The sequence below is a fragment of the Gordonia sp. NPDC003425 genome, assembly GCF_053588635.1.
Map to the genome: position 1 here is coordinate 104,516 of NZ_JBSFQI010000001.1, position 14,990 is coordinate 119,505.

Here is a 14,990-nt window from a genome sequence, read left to right on the forward strand (position 1 = left end):
TTACGGATAGGTTGCAATGCAACCCCGGGTCGATTCCGCACACGGCAGATCGTCCGCGGCGGCCGTTACGGTGTCAGAGGCCTGTCGGTACGACTGGTCCATCGGTGGTGTGTTGACGAGTGGAGCTGTGAATGATGAGAAAGCTGACGGCGATTGTCGCGGTGCTGGTTGCGACGTTGCTGGCCGGCTGGGGCGCGGGCAGTGCGACTGCCGCACCGGCGAAGATCTACCTGGGCGGTGGGTCCGGAATTCTTATCCTCAAAGGCGGTGATACTGCTGCCGCCTGCACACTGACCACCATCGGTCACGCCAAGACGGGTCAACTGATCGGCATCACCGCAGGTCACTGCGGAACGCCGGGTCAGAAGGTGTACTCGGAGACCTTCCAGAACCGCGGCCAGGCCGGCACCATCACCTACTCCGATCCCAAAGAAGACGTCGCGATCATCGAATTCAATCCCGACCGCGTGGTGCCACTGCGCAGCGTCAACGGTGTGACCATCCGATCGATCGACACCCATCCCATCGGATTCCCGACCATCGCCTGCAAGACGGGCCGCACCACGGGCAACACCTGCGGCGTCTCCTGGTTCTCCGACGGCGACGTGCACTTCTCCCAGATGTGCGTCATCGAGGGCGATTCGGGCAGTCCGGTCGTGGTCGGTGACCGGTTGGTCGGCATGGTCAACGCCTACTACTTCGTCGCGTGCCTCGGTCCGGAGACCGGTACCAACATCGCTCCTGTTCTCGACTATGTGAAGTCCACCAAGTACAAGGGCTTCACCCCGATCTGATCGTCCCCTGATCTGGCGGGACCAGACACCCCGGGCGCCATCGTGCACCCGGGGTGTCGTGCATCCGGGCTGTCTTGCATCGGACCGGGGCTGAGTGACAAGTGCCGGCCGTTCGTTCCGCTCGGGCGTACCACGACGACGACGGCCCGGTTCCGCAAAGGAACCGGGCCGTCGTGCCTGTGAGTCGTTGACCGTCAGGCTGTCTCGGTGATGGGGCGATCCACCCAGCTCATCAGGTCGCGCAGCTTCTTGCCGGTCACCTCGATGGGATGCTCGGCATTCTTCTTGCGCAGTTCCTCGAGTTCCTTGTTGCCGCCCTCGACATTGGCGACGAGGCGCTTGACGAAGGTGCCGTCCTGGATGTCGCGCAGGATGCCGCGCATGCGCTCCTTGGTGTCCGCGTCGATCACGCGCGGACCCGACAGGTAACCGCCGAACTCGGCGGTGTCGGACACCGAGTAGTTCATCCGCGCGATGCCACCCTCGTACATGAGGTCGACGATCAGCTTGAGCTCGTGCAGCACCTCGAAGTAGGCCATCTCGGGGGCGTAGCCGGCCTCGACCATCACCTCGAAGCCGGTCTTGACCAGTTCCTCGGTGCCGCCGCAGAGCACGGCCTGCTCACCGAACAGGTCGGTCTCGGTCTCCTCCTTGAACGTGGTCTTGATGATGCCGGCGCGGCCACCACCGATCGCCGAGGCATAGCTGAGCGCGAGCGCCTGGCCCTCGTCCTTGGGGTCTTGGTCGACGGCGATCAAGCAGGGCACGCCCTTGCCGTCGACGAACTGCCGGCGCACCAGGTGGCCGGGGCCCTTCGGCGCCACCATGGCGACGGTGACGTTGGCGGGCGGCTTGATCAGGCCGAAGTGGATGTTGAGGCCGTGTCCGAAGAACAGCGCGTCGCCGTCCTTGAGATTGGGCTCGATGTCCTCGGTGAAGATCTGCGCCTGGCTGGTGTCGGGCGCGAGCAGCATGATGACGTCGGCCCATTCGGCGGCCTCGGCCGCGGTCATGACCTTGAGTCCCTGCTCGGCGGCCTTCTCGCGCGACTTCGATCCCTCGCGAAGGCCGACGGCGACGTCGACACCCGAGTCGCGCAGCGACAGCGAGTGCGCATGCCCCTGACTGCCGTATCCGATCACCGCGACCTTGCGGCCCTGGATGATCGACAGATCGGCGTCGTCGTCGTAGAACAATTCGATCGCCACAGTTATTGATCCCTTCGATTTTCTCTTCTGCCCCACAAGAAGTGGACTTCTCGCCGGGCCCTGTGCAGTGGTTGTGGTGTCAGCGATGCGCCGACATGCTCTTGGGTCCTCGACCCAGGGTCACGGCCCCGGACTGTGCGATCTCCCGAATCCCGTAGGGGTCGAGCATTCGCAGTAGGGCTTCGAGCTTCTCGTCGGTGCCGGTGGCTTCGATCGTCACCGACTCGGGCGACACGTCGATCACCTTGGCGCGGAACAGATTCACCACCTCAATGACCTCGGAGCGGACGGTGGAATCGGCCCGCACCTTGACCATCATCAACTCCCGGGACACCGAGCTGGCCGGGTCCTGCTCGACGATCTTGATCACGTTGATCAGCTTGTTGAGCTGCTTGGTGACCTGTTCGAGCGGGAAGTCCTCGACGGACACCATGATGGTCATCCGCGAGATCCCTTTGAGCTCGGTGGGTCCCACCGCCAGCGATTCGATGTTGAAACCACGGCGGGAGAACAACGCCGACACGCGGGCGAGAACGCCTGGTCGGTCCTCGACGAGGACGCTGAGGGTATGAGTACTCACTTGCTGCCGTCCTTCAGTGCGGCTCGGTCGGGCTGAGCGATGGTGTGGTGGATGTCGGCGACGTCCTCGGCGGCCGAGTCGTCGTCGTCGAACAGCGGGCGGATGTCGCGGGCCGCCATGATCTCGTCATTGCCGGTGCCCGCGGCGACCATCGGCCAGACCTGCGCGTCGGCGCCGACGATGAAGTCGATCACCACCGGACGGTCGTTGATCTCGCGTGCCTGGGCGATGACCGCGTCGACATCGGCCTCGTTCTCCACCCGGAACGCCGCGCAGCCCAGGGCCTCGGCAAGCTTGACGAAGTCGGGGATGCGACGCGAATGGGTGGCCAGATCGGTACTCGAGTAACGCTCGTCGTAGAACAGCGTCTGCCACTGTCGCACCATGCCCAGGTTGCCGTTGTTGATCAAGGCCACCTTGATCGGGATGCCCTCGATGGCGCAGGTTGCCAACTCCTGGTTGGTCATCTGGAAGCAGCCATCGCCGTCGATGGCCCACACCTCGGCCGACGGGTCGGCCATCTTCGCGCCCATCGCGGCAGGCACGGCGTAGCCCATCGTGCCCAGACCACCGGAGTTCAGCCAGGTGCGCGGCTTCTCGTAGGAGATGAACTGCGCCGCCCACATCTGATGCTGCCCCACGCCGGCGCAATAGATCGCGTCGGGTCCGGCGATACGTCCCACCTGGGAGATCACGAACTCCGGCGACATCGATCCGTCGGCGGGTCGGTCGTAACTGAGCGGATAGGTGCGGCGCACTCCGTCGAGGTAGGTCCACCACTCGGTGAGGTCGGCTGCGGTGTCGCTGGTGGCACGGCTGGTGCGCAGCGTCTCGGTCAGCTCGGCGATCACCGCCTTGCAGTCGCCGACGATCGGCACGTCGACGGCGCGGTTCTTGCCGATCTCGGCCGGATCGATGTCGGCGTGGATGACCTTCGCGTTCGGCGCGAACGACGACAGCTGGCCGGTGACGCGGTCGTCGAAGCGGGCGCCGAGTGTGATGAGCAGGTCGCTGCGTTGCAGCGCCGCGACTGCGCCGACGGTGCCGTGCATGCCCGGCATGCCCAGGTGCTGGGGATGCGAATCGGGGAAGGCGCCGCGGGCCATCAGGGTGGTCACCACGGGGATGCCGGTGAGTTCGGCGAGCTCGCGCAACTCCGCGGACGCGTTCGCGCGGATCACACCGCCGCCCACGTACAGCACGGGGTGTTTGGCGGCGTCGATGAGACGCGCGGCCTCACGGACCTGCTTGCCGTGCGGCTTGGTCACCGGCCGGTAGCCGGGCAGGTCGATCTGCGGCGGCCAGGAGAACGTGGTCTGGCTCTGCAAGATGTCCTTGGGGATGTCCACCAGCACCGCACCGGGCCGGCCGCTCTCGGCGATGTGGAAGGCCTCGGCGATGATCCGCGGGATGTCGGCGGCATTGCTGACCAGGAAGTTGTGCTTGGTCACCGGCATCGTGATGCCGGAGATGTCGGCCTCCTGGAAGGCGTCGGTACCGATGAGCGCACGCCCCACCTGCCCCGTGATCGCGACGACGGGAACGGAGTCCATCTGGGCGTCGGCCAGCGGCGTGACGAGGTTGGTGGCGCCGGGCCCGGAGGTGGCCATCATGACGCCCGCCCTGCCGGTCACCTGGGCGTAGCCGGTGGCGGCGTGCCCGGCGCCCTGCTCATGCCGGACCAGCACGTGGCGAACCTTCTCCGAATCGAGCAGCGGGTCGTAGACGGGAAGCACCGCGCCACCGGGGATACCGAAGACGACCTCGACACCGATCTCCTCGAGCGAGCGGACCACCGACTGTGCGCCACTGACCCGCTCGGGCGCGACGGTGTTCTGCGGCACCGCACGGAGGTTCCCCGCGGCGGGGGACTGCTCGAGGAGTACGTCCGCGGCGCGTCCGTTCGTCCGGGCACCGCTCGCTTGGGAATCGCGGTCGGGGTGGCCCGCTTCGTTTGCGGCGCGTGCTGTTGGTGCGCTCACTGCAGGTCCTCACATCTTCTGATCTGGTTGGGCGGGAAAGTGGCAACAAAAAACCCCCGACAGCGAGGCTGTGCGAGGGTGGCGCGTCGATGCTGGAGGTCTACGAAGTGACCGGTCAGGCGACGCGCCGGCCGATTACTACGAGGAGGTTCTTGTGCATCACACTTCACACGGTAGGACCGCGCGTACACACGAGTCAAACTCCGCCCCATCGGTTCCCACATACTGGGAAACCACAGGTGGAGGCTTGGTTGGTAGAGGGTGCCAGAATGGGGAACGTGCCCCCGAATTCCCCCGATCCCACCGATTCGCCCGACGCCGCCGACTCCCCGGGCGCCGCCGACTCCCCCGGCGTCACCGACTCGCTCGACGACGCCATCGAGCTGCCCCAGACCTTCCGCATCCAGCGGGTCGCGTACTTCACCGTGCCCGCTGTGCTGCTCGCGACGGTGATTCTGGCCGGCGCGTCACTCGTCTGGCTCGGGTGGACATTGGTGCTGCCGATCCTGGTCGCCGTGTGGATCGCGCGTCTGCGCACGGTGGTCACCGAGGACGGCATCGTGGCGGTTCAGACGTGGAAGACACGAGAGATCTTGTGGCCGGAACTGGCCGGACTGCGCTTCTCCAGGTGGGGCCCGGTGCGCGCGGTGCTGATCGACGACACCACGGTGCGGCTGCCCGCGCTGGCCTTTCAGGATCTGCCACGATTCTCTGCGGCCAGTCGGGGACGTGTCCCCGACCCCTACGCTTCGGCGGCAGGCGCGGATTCGTGACACCTGTGCGATGGTGGGCGCCAACTCGATAAACCCGCGCTGAACCGGAGGTTAACGACCGAGGTCGGCGTGCGCGGGTGGCCGGCGAGCCGACTACCTTCGCTACGTGCCCACGCAAACGCTGCGACCCCAAGAGGTCAAGGATCTGATCGAGGCCGGCAAGCTCGCCGAACTCGCCGACCTGATGTCGGCGATGCCCCCGAGGGAAATTGCCGCCGTGGGCAACCATCTGCCGCGCCACGACGCCGGCATCGCGTTTCGCCTGCTACCCAAGGCAACGGCGCTCGAGGTGTTCGAAGATCTCAATCCCAAGGTGCAATACCGGCTGATCAAGGCATTGGGCACCAGCGAGATCGGCGAATTCTTCGAAAGCCTCGATCCCGACGACCGCGCCGAACTGCTCGACGAACTGCCCGCCCCCGTCGCCCACGACCTCGTCGCCACCCTCAACCGCGAGGAACGCGAGATCACCGGCCAGGTCCTCGGCTATCCGCAGGGCTCGGTGGGACGGCGGATGAGCCCGGAGATCGTGCATGCCTACACCGACGAGGCGGCGGCGGACGCGATCGAGCGGGTCAAGGAAGTCGGCCACCGGGTGGAAACCATCTACATGATTCCGGTCATCGATCGCGAACGCACCCTCGCCGGGGTGGTGAGCCTGCGCGACCTGCTGCTGGCCGACCCCGACACCCGGCTGTCGACGATGATGCGCTCACCGATCGCCGCCAACGCCGATGACGACGCCGAGCAGCGGGCGCTGCAATGCGTGGACCGCGGCATCCTCGCGATGCCCGTCGTCGACAGTGACCACCGGGTCGTCGGTGTCCTCACCCTCGACGACGCGGTCGAAGTGGTCAATCAGGCCCGCGATGTCGACCAGGCGCGTGCCGGTGCGAGTGAGCCGCTCGACGAGCCCTATCTGCTCTCCTCGGTCTTCTCGATCACCCGCTCACGCATCGTGTGGCTGTTCGTGCTGGCGATTTCGGCCATCCTCACCGTCAACGTGCTCGAGATCTTCGAGGCCACCCTCGACGAGATGGTGGCGCTGGCGCTGTTCATCCCCCTGCTCACCGGCATCGGCGGCAACACCGGATCGCAGGCCGCGGTCACTGTGACCCGGGCGCTCGCCGTCGACGAGGTACGCCCACGCGATGTGGCCTTGGTGGTGGGCAAGGAGTTTCGTGTCGGCCTGACGCTGGGCGCCGTGCTCGGCGTCGTCGGATTCGCGATCGCATCGCTGGCCTACGGACTCGACATCGGCGCGGTGATCGGTCTCACCATTCTGTCGATCTGCACGATGGCGGCCACCGTCGGCGGGTTGATGCCGCTCGTCGCGAAGACCATCAAGGTTGATCCGGCGGTGTTCTCCACCCCGTTCATCTCCACGTTCTGTGACGCCACCGGCCTCATCATCTACTTCTCCATCGCCAAGGCCGTGCTCGGGATCTGAGCCGATCGCGGTTTTGTTCGCGCACCTCAGCGCGGAGTAACGTGGATCGGCGAACACTCGCCCGGCGCCACGCCGACGCTTCGCAGTCACCGCGTCCGCGCCGCCGATTCACCGGGGCGAGAACCGAACCCGATCGAGGAAGTACTCCATGCCAGCTCTGAGGTCGCGCACCACCACCGTCGGACGAGAGGCCGCCGGAGCCCGCTCGCTGTGGCGGGCCACCGGAATGACCGACGACGACTTCGGCAAGCCCATCGTCGCCATCGCGAACTCGTACACCCAGTTCGTGCCCGGGCACGTACACCTCAAGGATGTCGGCGAGATCGTTGCCGACGCGGTGCGCGCCGCGGGTGGGGTGCCCCGTGAATTCCACACCATCGCCGTCGACGACGGCATCGCGATGGGTCACGGCGGCATGTTGTACTCGCTGCCCAGCCGCGAGATCATCTCCGACTCGGTCGAATACATGGTCAACGCCCACACCGCCGACGCCCTGGTGTGTATCTCCAACTGCGACAAGATCACTCCCGGCATGCTCAACGCCGCGATGCGCCTGAACATCCCGACCGTGTTCGTCTCGGGCGGCCCGATGGAAGCCGGCAAGGCCGTCGTCGTCGACGGGGTCGCGCAGGCTCCGACCGACCTGATCACCACCATTTCGGCCTCGGCCAACAGCGCTGTCGACGACGCCGGGCTCAGCGAGGTGGAACGCTCCGCGTGCCCCACCTGCGGCTCCTGCTCGGGCATGTTCACCGCGAATTCGATGAACTGTCTCACCGAGGCGCTGGGGTTGGCGCTGCCCGGCAACGGGTCGACGCTGGCCACCCACGAGGCTCGCCGGGCGCTGTTCGAGCGGGCAGGCCGAGTCATCGTGGAGGCCGCCACCCGGTGGTATCGCGACGACGACGCGTCGGTGCTTCCGCGGTCGGTGGCCAACGCGACCGCGTTCCGCAACTCGATGGCCCTCGACGTCGCGATGGGCGGTTCCACCAACACGGTGCTGCACATTCTCGCCGCCGCCCAGGAGGGTGAGGTGGACGGCTTCGATCTGTCGGTGATCGACGACATCAGCCGACAGGTGCCGTGCCTGTCGAAGGTGTCTCCGAACTCCGACTATCACATGGAAGACGTGCACCGGGCGGGCGGAATCCCGGCCATCCTCGGGGAGCTGCGGCGCGCCGGACTCATCGACGACAGCGCTCCGACCGTGCATTCGGGCACCATGGCACGGTTCCTCGACGACTGGGACATCCGCAGCGGCACCGCCGTGGACGAAGCGTTCGAACTGTTCCACGCCGCACCCGGTGGCGTCCGCACCACCACCCCGTTCTCCACCGCCAACCGCTGGAGCTCCCTCGACGTCGACGCCGAGAACGGCTGCATCCGCGATCTCGAGCACGCCTACACCGTCGAAGGCGGGCTGTGCGTGTTGAAGGGGAACCTCGCCGACGACGGCGCGGTTCTCAAGACCGCGGGTATCAGCGAGGATCTGTGGCATTTCGAGGGTCCCGCGCGGGTGGTCGAGAGCCAGGAGGAGGCCGTGGCTGTGATCCTCTCCAAGACGATCCAGGCCGGTGAGGTGCTCGTGGTGCGCTACGAGGGCCCCTCCGGCGGTCCCGGCATGCAGGAGATGCTGCACCCGACGGCGTTCATGAAGGGCACCGGCATGGGCCGCAAGTGCGGCCTGATCACCGACGGACGGTTCTCGGGTGGGTCGTCGGGCCTGTCGGTGGGCCACATCTCCCCGGAGGCCGCGGCCGGCGGCGTCATCGGCCTCATCGAGGACGGCGACCCGATCCTGATCGACGTCAAGACACGACGCCTGGAGGTGCTCGTCGACGACGAGGTGCTGGCCGAGCGTCGCGCGAAGATGGAGGCGTCCGAGCGGCCGTGGCAGCCCAAGGACCGTCAGCGACCGGTGACCACCGCGCTGCGCGCCTACGCGAAGCTGGCCACCTCGGCCGACCGCGGAGCGGTCCGCAAGGTCGACTGAGCCCACCTGGAGCGGTTTCGACAGGCTCAACCAGCGAGTGGCCGGGCAACCAGCGGGTGGGCGGGCAACCAGCGGGCGGGGTGGTTTCGACAGGCTCAACCAGCGGGCGGGGTGGTTTCGACAAGCTCAACCAGCGGGCGGGGTGGTTTCGACAAGCTCAACCAGCGGGCGGGTGGCCGGGTCAGCGTGGATTTCCGGGCGATGAGAAGGGATCGGTGCCGTTGCACAGGATCCATATCGCACACGCAGCGCCGACACCGATGAGCAGCCACAGCACCGACCCGAGGAACGGCCGCCGCGCCCACGAGCGCGGATAGTCGAGCGAGTAGAGGCCCGGCCCGGTGAGGATGATCGCCGCTGCCGCGACCGCCATCAACAACTCGAACTCGACCCCGCCATCGGCCATGAAGAAGGCGAAGCCGCCGTTGAGGGTCACCCGGAACGCCGACGCGACGAGCATCACGCCGAGAATCGCGGATGCACCCACGGGGGTCAGCAGGCCGACGATGACCATCAGCCCACCGATCGTCTCCGACAACGCGCCCAGTGCCGCCAGCGGTTTCGCCAGATCGGCGTGGAACCCGATCGACGTGTTCGGCTGATTGATCAGGATGTCCTCGAACCCGCTCAGCTTCGGGCCACCCCACCACCCGAACAACTTCTGCAGACCGTGAGCCATGGCGACCACCCCGACCGCCACCCGCAGAAGCAGCAACCCGAGGTCGAGGGTGCCGCGCCGCACACGCGGGCGTTCGGCGTCGTCATCATCGTCGGATCGCTTGCGGCCGCGACGTGCTGCCGCGTCACCGTCGCCGTCGCCGTCCGGTTGCCTGTCGCCGTCCATGTCGTCGTCGACCTCGTGACGCGCGTCCTCGTCGCGGGAGTCCAGGTCGACGACGGTCGCTGTCGACGTCGGCTCGTCGGCCGGTACCGGCGTCGGCGGTTGTGCGCCGATGACCTCGGTGGGTGCGGACTCGCCTGTGAGTGCGGGCCGCTCGGGGCGCGCTGCACCCTGGGGTTGAGCAGCACCTTGGGGTTGAGCTGCGCGCTCGGGCTGAGCAGCGCGGTCACGTTGTGCGGTGAGATCGGGAACGGTCGGCGCATCGGCGGGTTGGGGCACCGGTCTGCGCCGAGACGCCGACGCATCGTTCGCCGGGAACGGCCGGGTCTGCACCTCGTCGGGATCGAGATCGTCGAGTTCCTCGACCGGGGTCAGCGACGGTGGGCGACGCGCATGGCGGTCGTAGAAGGCGTCGCGATCGCGGGCCTGCGGTCGTTGGAGGGGGATTCTGCCGGTCTGTTCGTCGTACGGGCTGGCCGGTTTCCCGGACGAGCCGTCGAAGGTCTGCGGGTTGTTCGAGACGCCGTGACCGTCGGCGTCGCCGCGTCGATCGTCTCGTTGGTTCACGGTTCCGACTCTAGAGCGTGGGAGCCGTCGCGCCGCTGAGCACGCCGCGGTGAGTCGGACGCGATCGCCTACTGTGGTGGTCATGCGTGAGGGGTTGGACAACCGGCGACACCACCGGCGCACCACCACCCACGGCCGGTGGGCGACGGTGCTCGCGGTGACGTCGGCGCTGACGATCGTCCTCGCGGGGTGCGCCAACTTCTCCGCGCAGGATCGTGATCGGGCGGCCGGTCCTTTCAGCGCCGACAACCAGTCCCCGCGAATGCAGCAGACACCGTCACCGCCGAGTGCACCCACAGAGAATCAGGCCCCACCGCCACCGGGCCCCTGTGTCGACCCCGATCCCCAGGTCATCGCCACCTGCCTCGCGTCCACCGGCGGGCTGATGCCCGGCGACGACCAGGCGCAGACGACGGTGGTGGCCGAACGCACCACCGGCAAGCTCATCTCCTCCAAGCGTTACGGTCCGCAACGTGTGGTCGCCTCGTTCCCGGTCGACGGGTCCGGCGACGGAGGCCTGATCGATTTCGCGCTATCCCCCACCTATAGCCAGGACCGCCTGATCTATGCGCTCATCACCACGGCGTCGGACAACCGGATCGTACGGGTGGCTCCCGGGGACGTGCCCAAGCCGATTCTGGTGGGAATTCCCAAGGGTGCCACGGGAAATATGGGCGCGATGCTCTTCCGGTCACCGACCGAATTGCTCGTCGCCACCGGCGACGCAGGGAATCCCGCCGCGGCCGCCGACCCCGGTTCGCTGGCCGGAAAACTGCTCTCGGTGACGCAGCTGGCTTCGGGTACCAACGACCGGCCGAAGGTTCTCGCGTCGGGCCTCGGGTCCGACGTGGCGCTGTGCCCCGCCGACGACGGAGCCCTCTACATGACCGATCAGACCCCGACGGAGGATCGGCTGCAGGTGGTCGAAGCGTCGGGGCCCAAACCGCTGTGGACCTGGCCCGACCGCCCGCAGGTCGCGGGCTGCGCGGTGGCGGCCGGTCAGATCTTCGTCACCACCACCCGCACTCAACACATCGAGGCGCTCAACGCGCCCACCCGCGACAAGCCCACCATCACACCGCCGGTGGTGGTGCTGGAGAAGCGGTACGGAGCGCTCGGCCGGATCGTCAGCTCATCGAGTGGGGCGTTGCAGTTCGCGACGGTCAACCGCGCGTACGGCAAACCGGTGAGCTTCGACGACAGAGTGGTCCGGTTCATCCCGCCGGCGTCGTCGGAGAACCGCACCTGAGCGGTCGCTTCGACCGGTGACCGCACGGGGCGCACGCGGGCCGAGTACGAATCCCGCGGTGCGGCACTAGCTGCAGGCGGCCAGCACCAACTCTTTGACCCGTGCCGGATCTGCTTGCCCCCGAGTTGCTTTCATAACATCTCCGACGATCTTGCCCGCGGCCTGCACTTTGCCGCCGCGGATCTTGTCGGCGATGTCGGGGTTGTTGGCGAGCGCCTCGTCCACTGCCTTCTGCAGTGCGGAGTCGTCACGGACCACCTCGAGTCCGCGGTCGGCGACGATCTGTTCGGGTTCACCCTCACCGTCGAGCACCGCAGTGGCGACCTGCTGCGCCAGCTTGGTGGTGAGCTTGCCGTCGTCGACGAGGCCGATGATCGTGGCCACCTGCGTGGGCGTGATCACGAGGTCGGCGAGTTCGACGCCGCGGGTGTTGGCCTGCTGCGCGAGGAACGACACCCACCAGCCGCGGGCGGCCTCGGGGGCCGCACCGGCATCGACGGTCGCGATGATGAGGTCGATCGCCCCGACATTCACCAGGTCGCGCATCACCTCGTCGGACACGCCCCACTCCTCCTGGATGCGCGCGCGCCGCAGCCACGGCATTTCGGGCAGTGTGGTGGCGATCTCGGCGACCCATTCCGGGTCGGGCACCACCGGCGGCAGGTCGGGTTCGGGGAAGTAGCGGTAGTCCTCCGCGGTCTCCTTGCGACGACCCGGCGACGTGGTGCCGTCGGTCTCGTGGAAGTGGCGGGTCTCCTGCACCACCTCACCACCGGCGGCGAGCACCGCCCCCTGCCGCCTCATCTCATAGGCGACGGCCACCTCGACACTCTTGAGCGAGTTGACGTTCTTGGTTTCGGTGCGGATGCCGAATTCGGTTGCGTCCTTACGCATCAGCGAGAGGTTTGCATCGCACCGCAGCGAACCCTGGTCCATGCGCACGTCGGAGACGTCGAGCGCCTTGAGGAGATCGCGTAGCGCGGTGACGTAGGCACGGGCCACCTCGGGGGCACGAGCACCTGCGCCGACGATCGGTTTGGTGACGATCTCCACCAGCGGAACACCCGCCCGGTTGTAGTCGAGCAGCGAATGGTCGGCGCCATGGATGCGGCCGGAACCACCGATGTGCGTCGACTTTCCGGTGTCCTCCTCCATGTGCGCGCGTTCGATGTCCACGCGCCACTCGGTACCGTCGGCCAACACCAGATCGAGATGACCGTCGGACGCGATCGGCTCGTCGTACTGCGAGATCTGATAGTTCTTGGGCTGGTCGGGATAGAAGTAGTTCTTCCGGGCAAAGACGCTCGACGGACGGATCGAGCAGTTCAACGCGAGTCCGATCCGGATCGCGTACTCGATGGCCGTGGCGTTGGCCACCGGCAGCGACCCCGGTAGGCCGATGCAGACCGGGCACACGTGAGTGTTGGGATCGGCGCCGAAGGTCGTCGGGCATCCGCAGAACATCTTGGTCGCAGTACCGAGTTCGACGTGCACCTCGAGCCCCATGACCGGGTCGAAGTCGGCGACCACCTGGTCGTAGTCCATCAGTTCGGCGGCAGCGGCTGTCATGCCGACCAGTTTATGCCGACCACCCGCGACCGTCCGGGCGGGTCGTCGGCCACCAGGACCCGGGTCGGGATCAGGGTGAACCCCGATGTCACGGCGTCGAGTCGCGCCTAGCGTTGTTGGTGTGGGTGAGCGCCCACACGAGAAGCGAAAGGTTCCACGATGACCTCCCCGACCCCCTACCCCTCAGCGCCGGTTCCGGCACCCCAGAAGCGGCTGATGCGATCACGGTCGGATGCGTGGATCGGCGGTGTCTGCGGCGGGCTCGCCCAGCGGTACGGCTGGGACCCGACGCTGATTCGCGTGCTGTTCGTGTTGTCGGTCCTGCTGCCCGGCCCGCAGGTGCTCATCTATCTGATTCTGTGGCTGGTGATCCCCCGCGAGCCGGCCTGACGTCGAGCGTGCCCAGATCCGAGTCGAGCGTGCCCATTTCGACGTTCAGCGTGCCCACTCCCGCGTCGAGCGTGCCCACTCCCGCGTCGAGCGTGCCCACTCCCGCGTCGAGCGTGCCCATTTCGACGTAGAGCTTGTTCCCTCCACTGATCGAGCTTGTCGAGATCACATCGATTCTCGCCATTGGTGGTTTCGACAAGCTCAACCAGCGGGGGGAAGGCACGCTCAACCAGCGGGGAAAGCACGCTCAACCAGCGGGGAAGGCCCGCTCGACGGGATTGTGGGCACGCTCGACGGGATTGTGGGCACGCTCAACCGGCGGAATCTGGGCACGCTCGACCGAAATGTGGGCACGCTCGACGCGGATCTGGGCACGCTCGACGCGGTCTACCCGAAGATGACGCGCATCTCCTTGTACTGGTCGGCGGGAACCTGCTTGTGGTTGGCCAACGCCTGGTCGAAGGTGGTGCGTTCCACCTCGGTACCTCGCAGCACCACCATCTGACCCCAGCCCTTGTCGGCGATCAGGTCGGTGGTGGCCATGCCCAGCCGGGTGGCCAGCACCCGGTCGAAAGCGGTGGGCACACCACCGCGCTGAATATGGCCGAGCACCGTTGCACGCGTCTCGATACCGGTGCGTTCCTCGATGAGCGGTGCCAGCACCTCGCCGATGCCGCCGAGCCGCGGGCGGTTGAATCCGTCGAGGCCCTTGACCGAGTACTCCTCTTTCATGTCGGGGAGTTTGAAACCCTCGGCCACCACCACCATCGGCGAACGGCCGCGGTTCTTCACGCTGGTCACCCACGCGCAGATCTGGTTGAGGCTCTCGGGCTGTTCGGGAATGAGGATGGCGTGCGCGCCGCCGGCGATACCGGAATACAGCGCGATCCACCCGGCGTGCCGGCCCATCACCTCGAGCACCATGCACCGCTTGTGTGAGTTGCCGGTGGTGCGCAGCCGGTCGATCGCCTCGGTCGCGATCTCCACGGCGGTGTTGAACCCGAACGTGTAGTCGGTGGCGTCGATGTCGTTGTCGATCGTCTTGGGCACGCCGACGATGTTGATACCGTCTTCGTAAAGCCGCTTGGACGCCGACGCGGTGCCCTCGCCGCCGATGGCGATCACCCCGTCGATACCGAGGTTCTTGAGGACCTTCTTGATGTTGTCTGGACCACCGTCGGGCTCGGAATACGGTCCGAATCGGCTGGTACCGAGGATCGTGCCACCCTGGTTCGACAGACCGCGGACCGTGGTGCGGTCGAGTTCGATGATGTCGCCGTAGACCAGCCCGTACCAACCGTCGCGGAAACCGACGAACTCCTGTCCGTAGACGGTCTCACCCTTGAGAACCGCGCCGCGGATCACCGCGTTGAGACCCGGGCAATCGCCTCCGGAGGTGAGGATGCCGTATCTCTTGCCCATGGTGTGACGACCCTTTCGATGGCCCGGTGCGGATGCACCCAATCTAGTGGCCACCGCAGGCTTGTGCCGGACGACCGCAAGACCCGACTGACCCCTCTTGGATGTCACCACGACCATCCGCCGGGCTCGTCACACGACGTTGCACCGCCTGATCCCGTGTGTTCGCCGGAAG

At 66.9% G+C, this 14,990-nt stretch carries 13 protein-coding genes; 6 read left to right on the forward strand and 7 right to left on the reverse strand.

Going from position 1 to position 14,990, the window contains the following annotated elements; translation table 11 throughout:
- Positions 1–131: 131 nt before the first annotated feature.
- Entirely contained in the window at positions 132–794 is a 663-nt protein-coding gene (locus tag ACWDTD_RS00515; protein WP_449745103.1) for a serine protease, read from the forward strand.
- Positions 795–988: 194 nt separating this feature from the next.
- On the opposite strand, the gene ilvC is transcribed toward ACWDTD_RS00515, so the two are convergent.
- The 3 genes from ilvC to ACWDTD_RS00530 form a co-directional block, all read right to left on the reverse strand.
- Entirely contained in the window at positions 989–2,002 is a 1,014-nt protein-coding gene (ilvC, locus tag ACWDTD_RS00520; RefSeq protein WP_449745104.1) for a ketol-acid reductoisomerase, read from the reverse strand.
- 79 nt (positions 2,003–2,081) lie between these two features.
- Positions 2,082–2,582: an acetolactate synthase small subunit gene (gene ilvN, locus ACWDTD_RS00525; protein ID WP_449745105.1), complete on the reverse strand. Its 501-nt coding sequence runs from the start codon at positions 2,580–2,582 to the stop codon at positions 2,082–2,084.
- On the reverse strand, positions 2,579–4,564 hold the full coding sequence (locus ACWDTD_RS00530; protein ID WP_449745106.1) for an acetolactate synthase large subunit: 1,986 nt from the start codon (positions 4,562–4,564) through the stop codon (positions 2,579–2,581). The genes ilvN and ACWDTD_RS00530 overlap by 4 nt, the downstream gene beginning before the upstream one ends.
- 269 nt (positions 4,565–4,833) lie before the next feature.
- On the opposite strand from ACWDTD_RS00530, the gene ACWDTD_RS00535 reads away from it, so the two are divergent.
- The 3 genes from ACWDTD_RS00535 (at position 4,834) to ilvD (ending at position 8,780) form a co-directional block, all read left to right on the forward strand.
- Positions 4,834–5,337, forward strand: coding sequence for a PH domain-containing protein (locus ACWDTD_RS00535; protein WP_449745107.1), 504 nt, complete (start codon positions 4,834–4,836; stop codon positions 5,335–5,337).
- 106 nt (positions 5,338–5,443) lie between these two features.
- Positions 5,444–6,787 carry a magnesium transporter gene (mgtE, locus tag ACWDTD_RS00540; RefSeq protein WP_449745108.1) on the forward strand — a complete coding sequence of 448 codons (1,344 nt, stop codon included), beginning with the start codon at positions 5,444–5,446 and terminating at the stop codon, positions 6,785–6,787.
- Positions 6,788–6,935: 148 nt separating this feature from the next.
- Positions 6,936–8,780 (forward strand): dihydroxy-acid dehydratase, encoded by a 1,845-nt coding sequence (gene ilvD / locus ACWDTD_RS00545; RefSeq protein ID WP_449745109.1) that lies wholly within the window; start codon positions 6,936–6,938, stop codon positions 8,778–8,780.
- Positions 8,781–8,961: 181 nt separating this feature from the next.
- Here ilvD and ACWDTD_RS00550 read toward each other — a convergent pair whose 3' ends face one another.
- Entirely contained in the window at positions 8,962–10,188 is a 1,227-nt protein-coding gene (locus tag ACWDTD_RS00550) for a DoxX family membrane protein (RefSeq protein WP_449745110.1), read from the reverse strand.
- Between the two features lie 82 nt (positions 10,189–10,270).
- On the opposite strand from ACWDTD_RS00550, the gene ACWDTD_RS00555 reads away from it, so the two are divergent.
- Positions 10,271–11,437 carry a PQQ-dependent sugar dehydrogenase gene (locus ACWDTD_RS00555; protein WP_449745111.1) on the forward strand — a complete coding sequence of 389 codons (1,167 nt, stop codon included), beginning with the start codon at positions 10,271–10,273 and terminating at the stop codon, positions 11,435–11,437.
- A 66-nt stretch (positions 11,438–11,503) separates the two neighbouring features.
- Here ACWDTD_RS00555 and gatB read toward each other — a convergent pair whose 3' ends face one another.
- Positions 11,504–13,006 (reverse strand): Asp-tRNA(Asn)/Glu-tRNA(Gln) amidotransferase subunit GatB, encoded by a 1,503-nt coding sequence (gatB, locus tag ACWDTD_RS00560; RefSeq protein ID WP_449745112.1) that lies wholly within the window; start codon positions 13,004–13,006, stop codon positions 11,504–11,506.
- A 159-nt stretch (positions 13,007–13,165) separates the two neighbouring features.
- Here gatB and ACWDTD_RS00565 point away from each other — a divergent pair, with 159 nt between their 5' ends.
- The gene (locus ACWDTD_RS00565; protein ID WP_449745113.1) at positions 13,166–13,396 is read left to right on the forward strand and encodes a PspC domain-containing protein; all 231 of its coding nucleotides are present in this window, start codon (positions 13,166–13,168) and stop codon (positions 13,394–13,396) included.
- Here the strand turns inward: ACWDTD_RS00565 and ACWDTD_RS00570 are convergent.
- A complete protein-coding gene (locus tag ACWDTD_RS00570) occupies positions 13,350–13,580 on the reverse strand; it encodes a hypothetical protein (RefSeq protein ID WP_449745114.1) in 231 nt (76 codons plus the stop codon). The two genes, ACWDTD_RS00565 and ACWDTD_RS00570, sit on opposite strands and share 47 nt — an antisense overlap.
- Positions 13,581–13,783: 203 nt before the next feature.
- The gene (locus tag ACWDTD_RS00575) at positions 13,784–14,818 is read right to left on the reverse strand and encodes a 6-phosphofructokinase (protein ID WP_449745115.1); all 1,035 of its coding nucleotides are present in this window, start codon (positions 14,816–14,818) and stop codon (positions 13,784–13,786) included.
- Positions 14,819–14,990 lie beyond the last annotated feature (172 nt).

Excerpts from the sequence above, each read along its gene's own strand:
- ACWDTD_RS00515 (WP_449745103.1), top strand. The coding sequence starts at position 132 with ATGATGAGAAAGCTGACGGCGATTGTCGCGGTGCTGGTTGCGACGTTG.
- ACWDTD_RS00535 (WP_449745107.1), top strand. The coding sequence starts at position 4,834 with ATGGGGAACGTGCCCCCGAATTCCCCCGATCCCACCGATTCGCCCGAC.
- ilvD (WP_449745109.1), top strand. The coding sequence starts at position 6,936 with ATGCCAGCTCTGAGGTCGCGCACCACCACCGTCGGACGAGAGGCCGCC.
- ACWDTD_RS00555 (WP_449745111.1), top strand. The coding sequence starts at position 10,271 with ATGCGTGAGGGGTTGGACAACCGGCGACACCACCGGCGCACCACCACC.
- gatB (WP_449745112.1), bottom strand. The coding sequence starts at position 13,006 with ATGACAGCCGCTGCCGCCGAACTGATGGACTACGACCAGGTGGTCGCC.
- ACWDTD_RS00565 (WP_449745113.1), top strand. The coding sequence starts at position 13,166 with ATGACCTCCCCGACCCCCTACCCCTCAGCGCCGGTTCCGGCACCCCAG.
- ACWDTD_RS00570 (WP_449745114.1), bottom strand. The coding sequence starts at position 13,580 with ATGGCGAGAATCGATGTGATCTCGACAAGCTCGATCAGTGGAGGGAAC.
- ACWDTD_RS00575 (WP_449745115.1), bottom strand. The coding sequence starts at position 14,818 with ATGGGCAAGAGATACGGCATCCTCACCTCCGGAGGCGATTGCCCGGGT.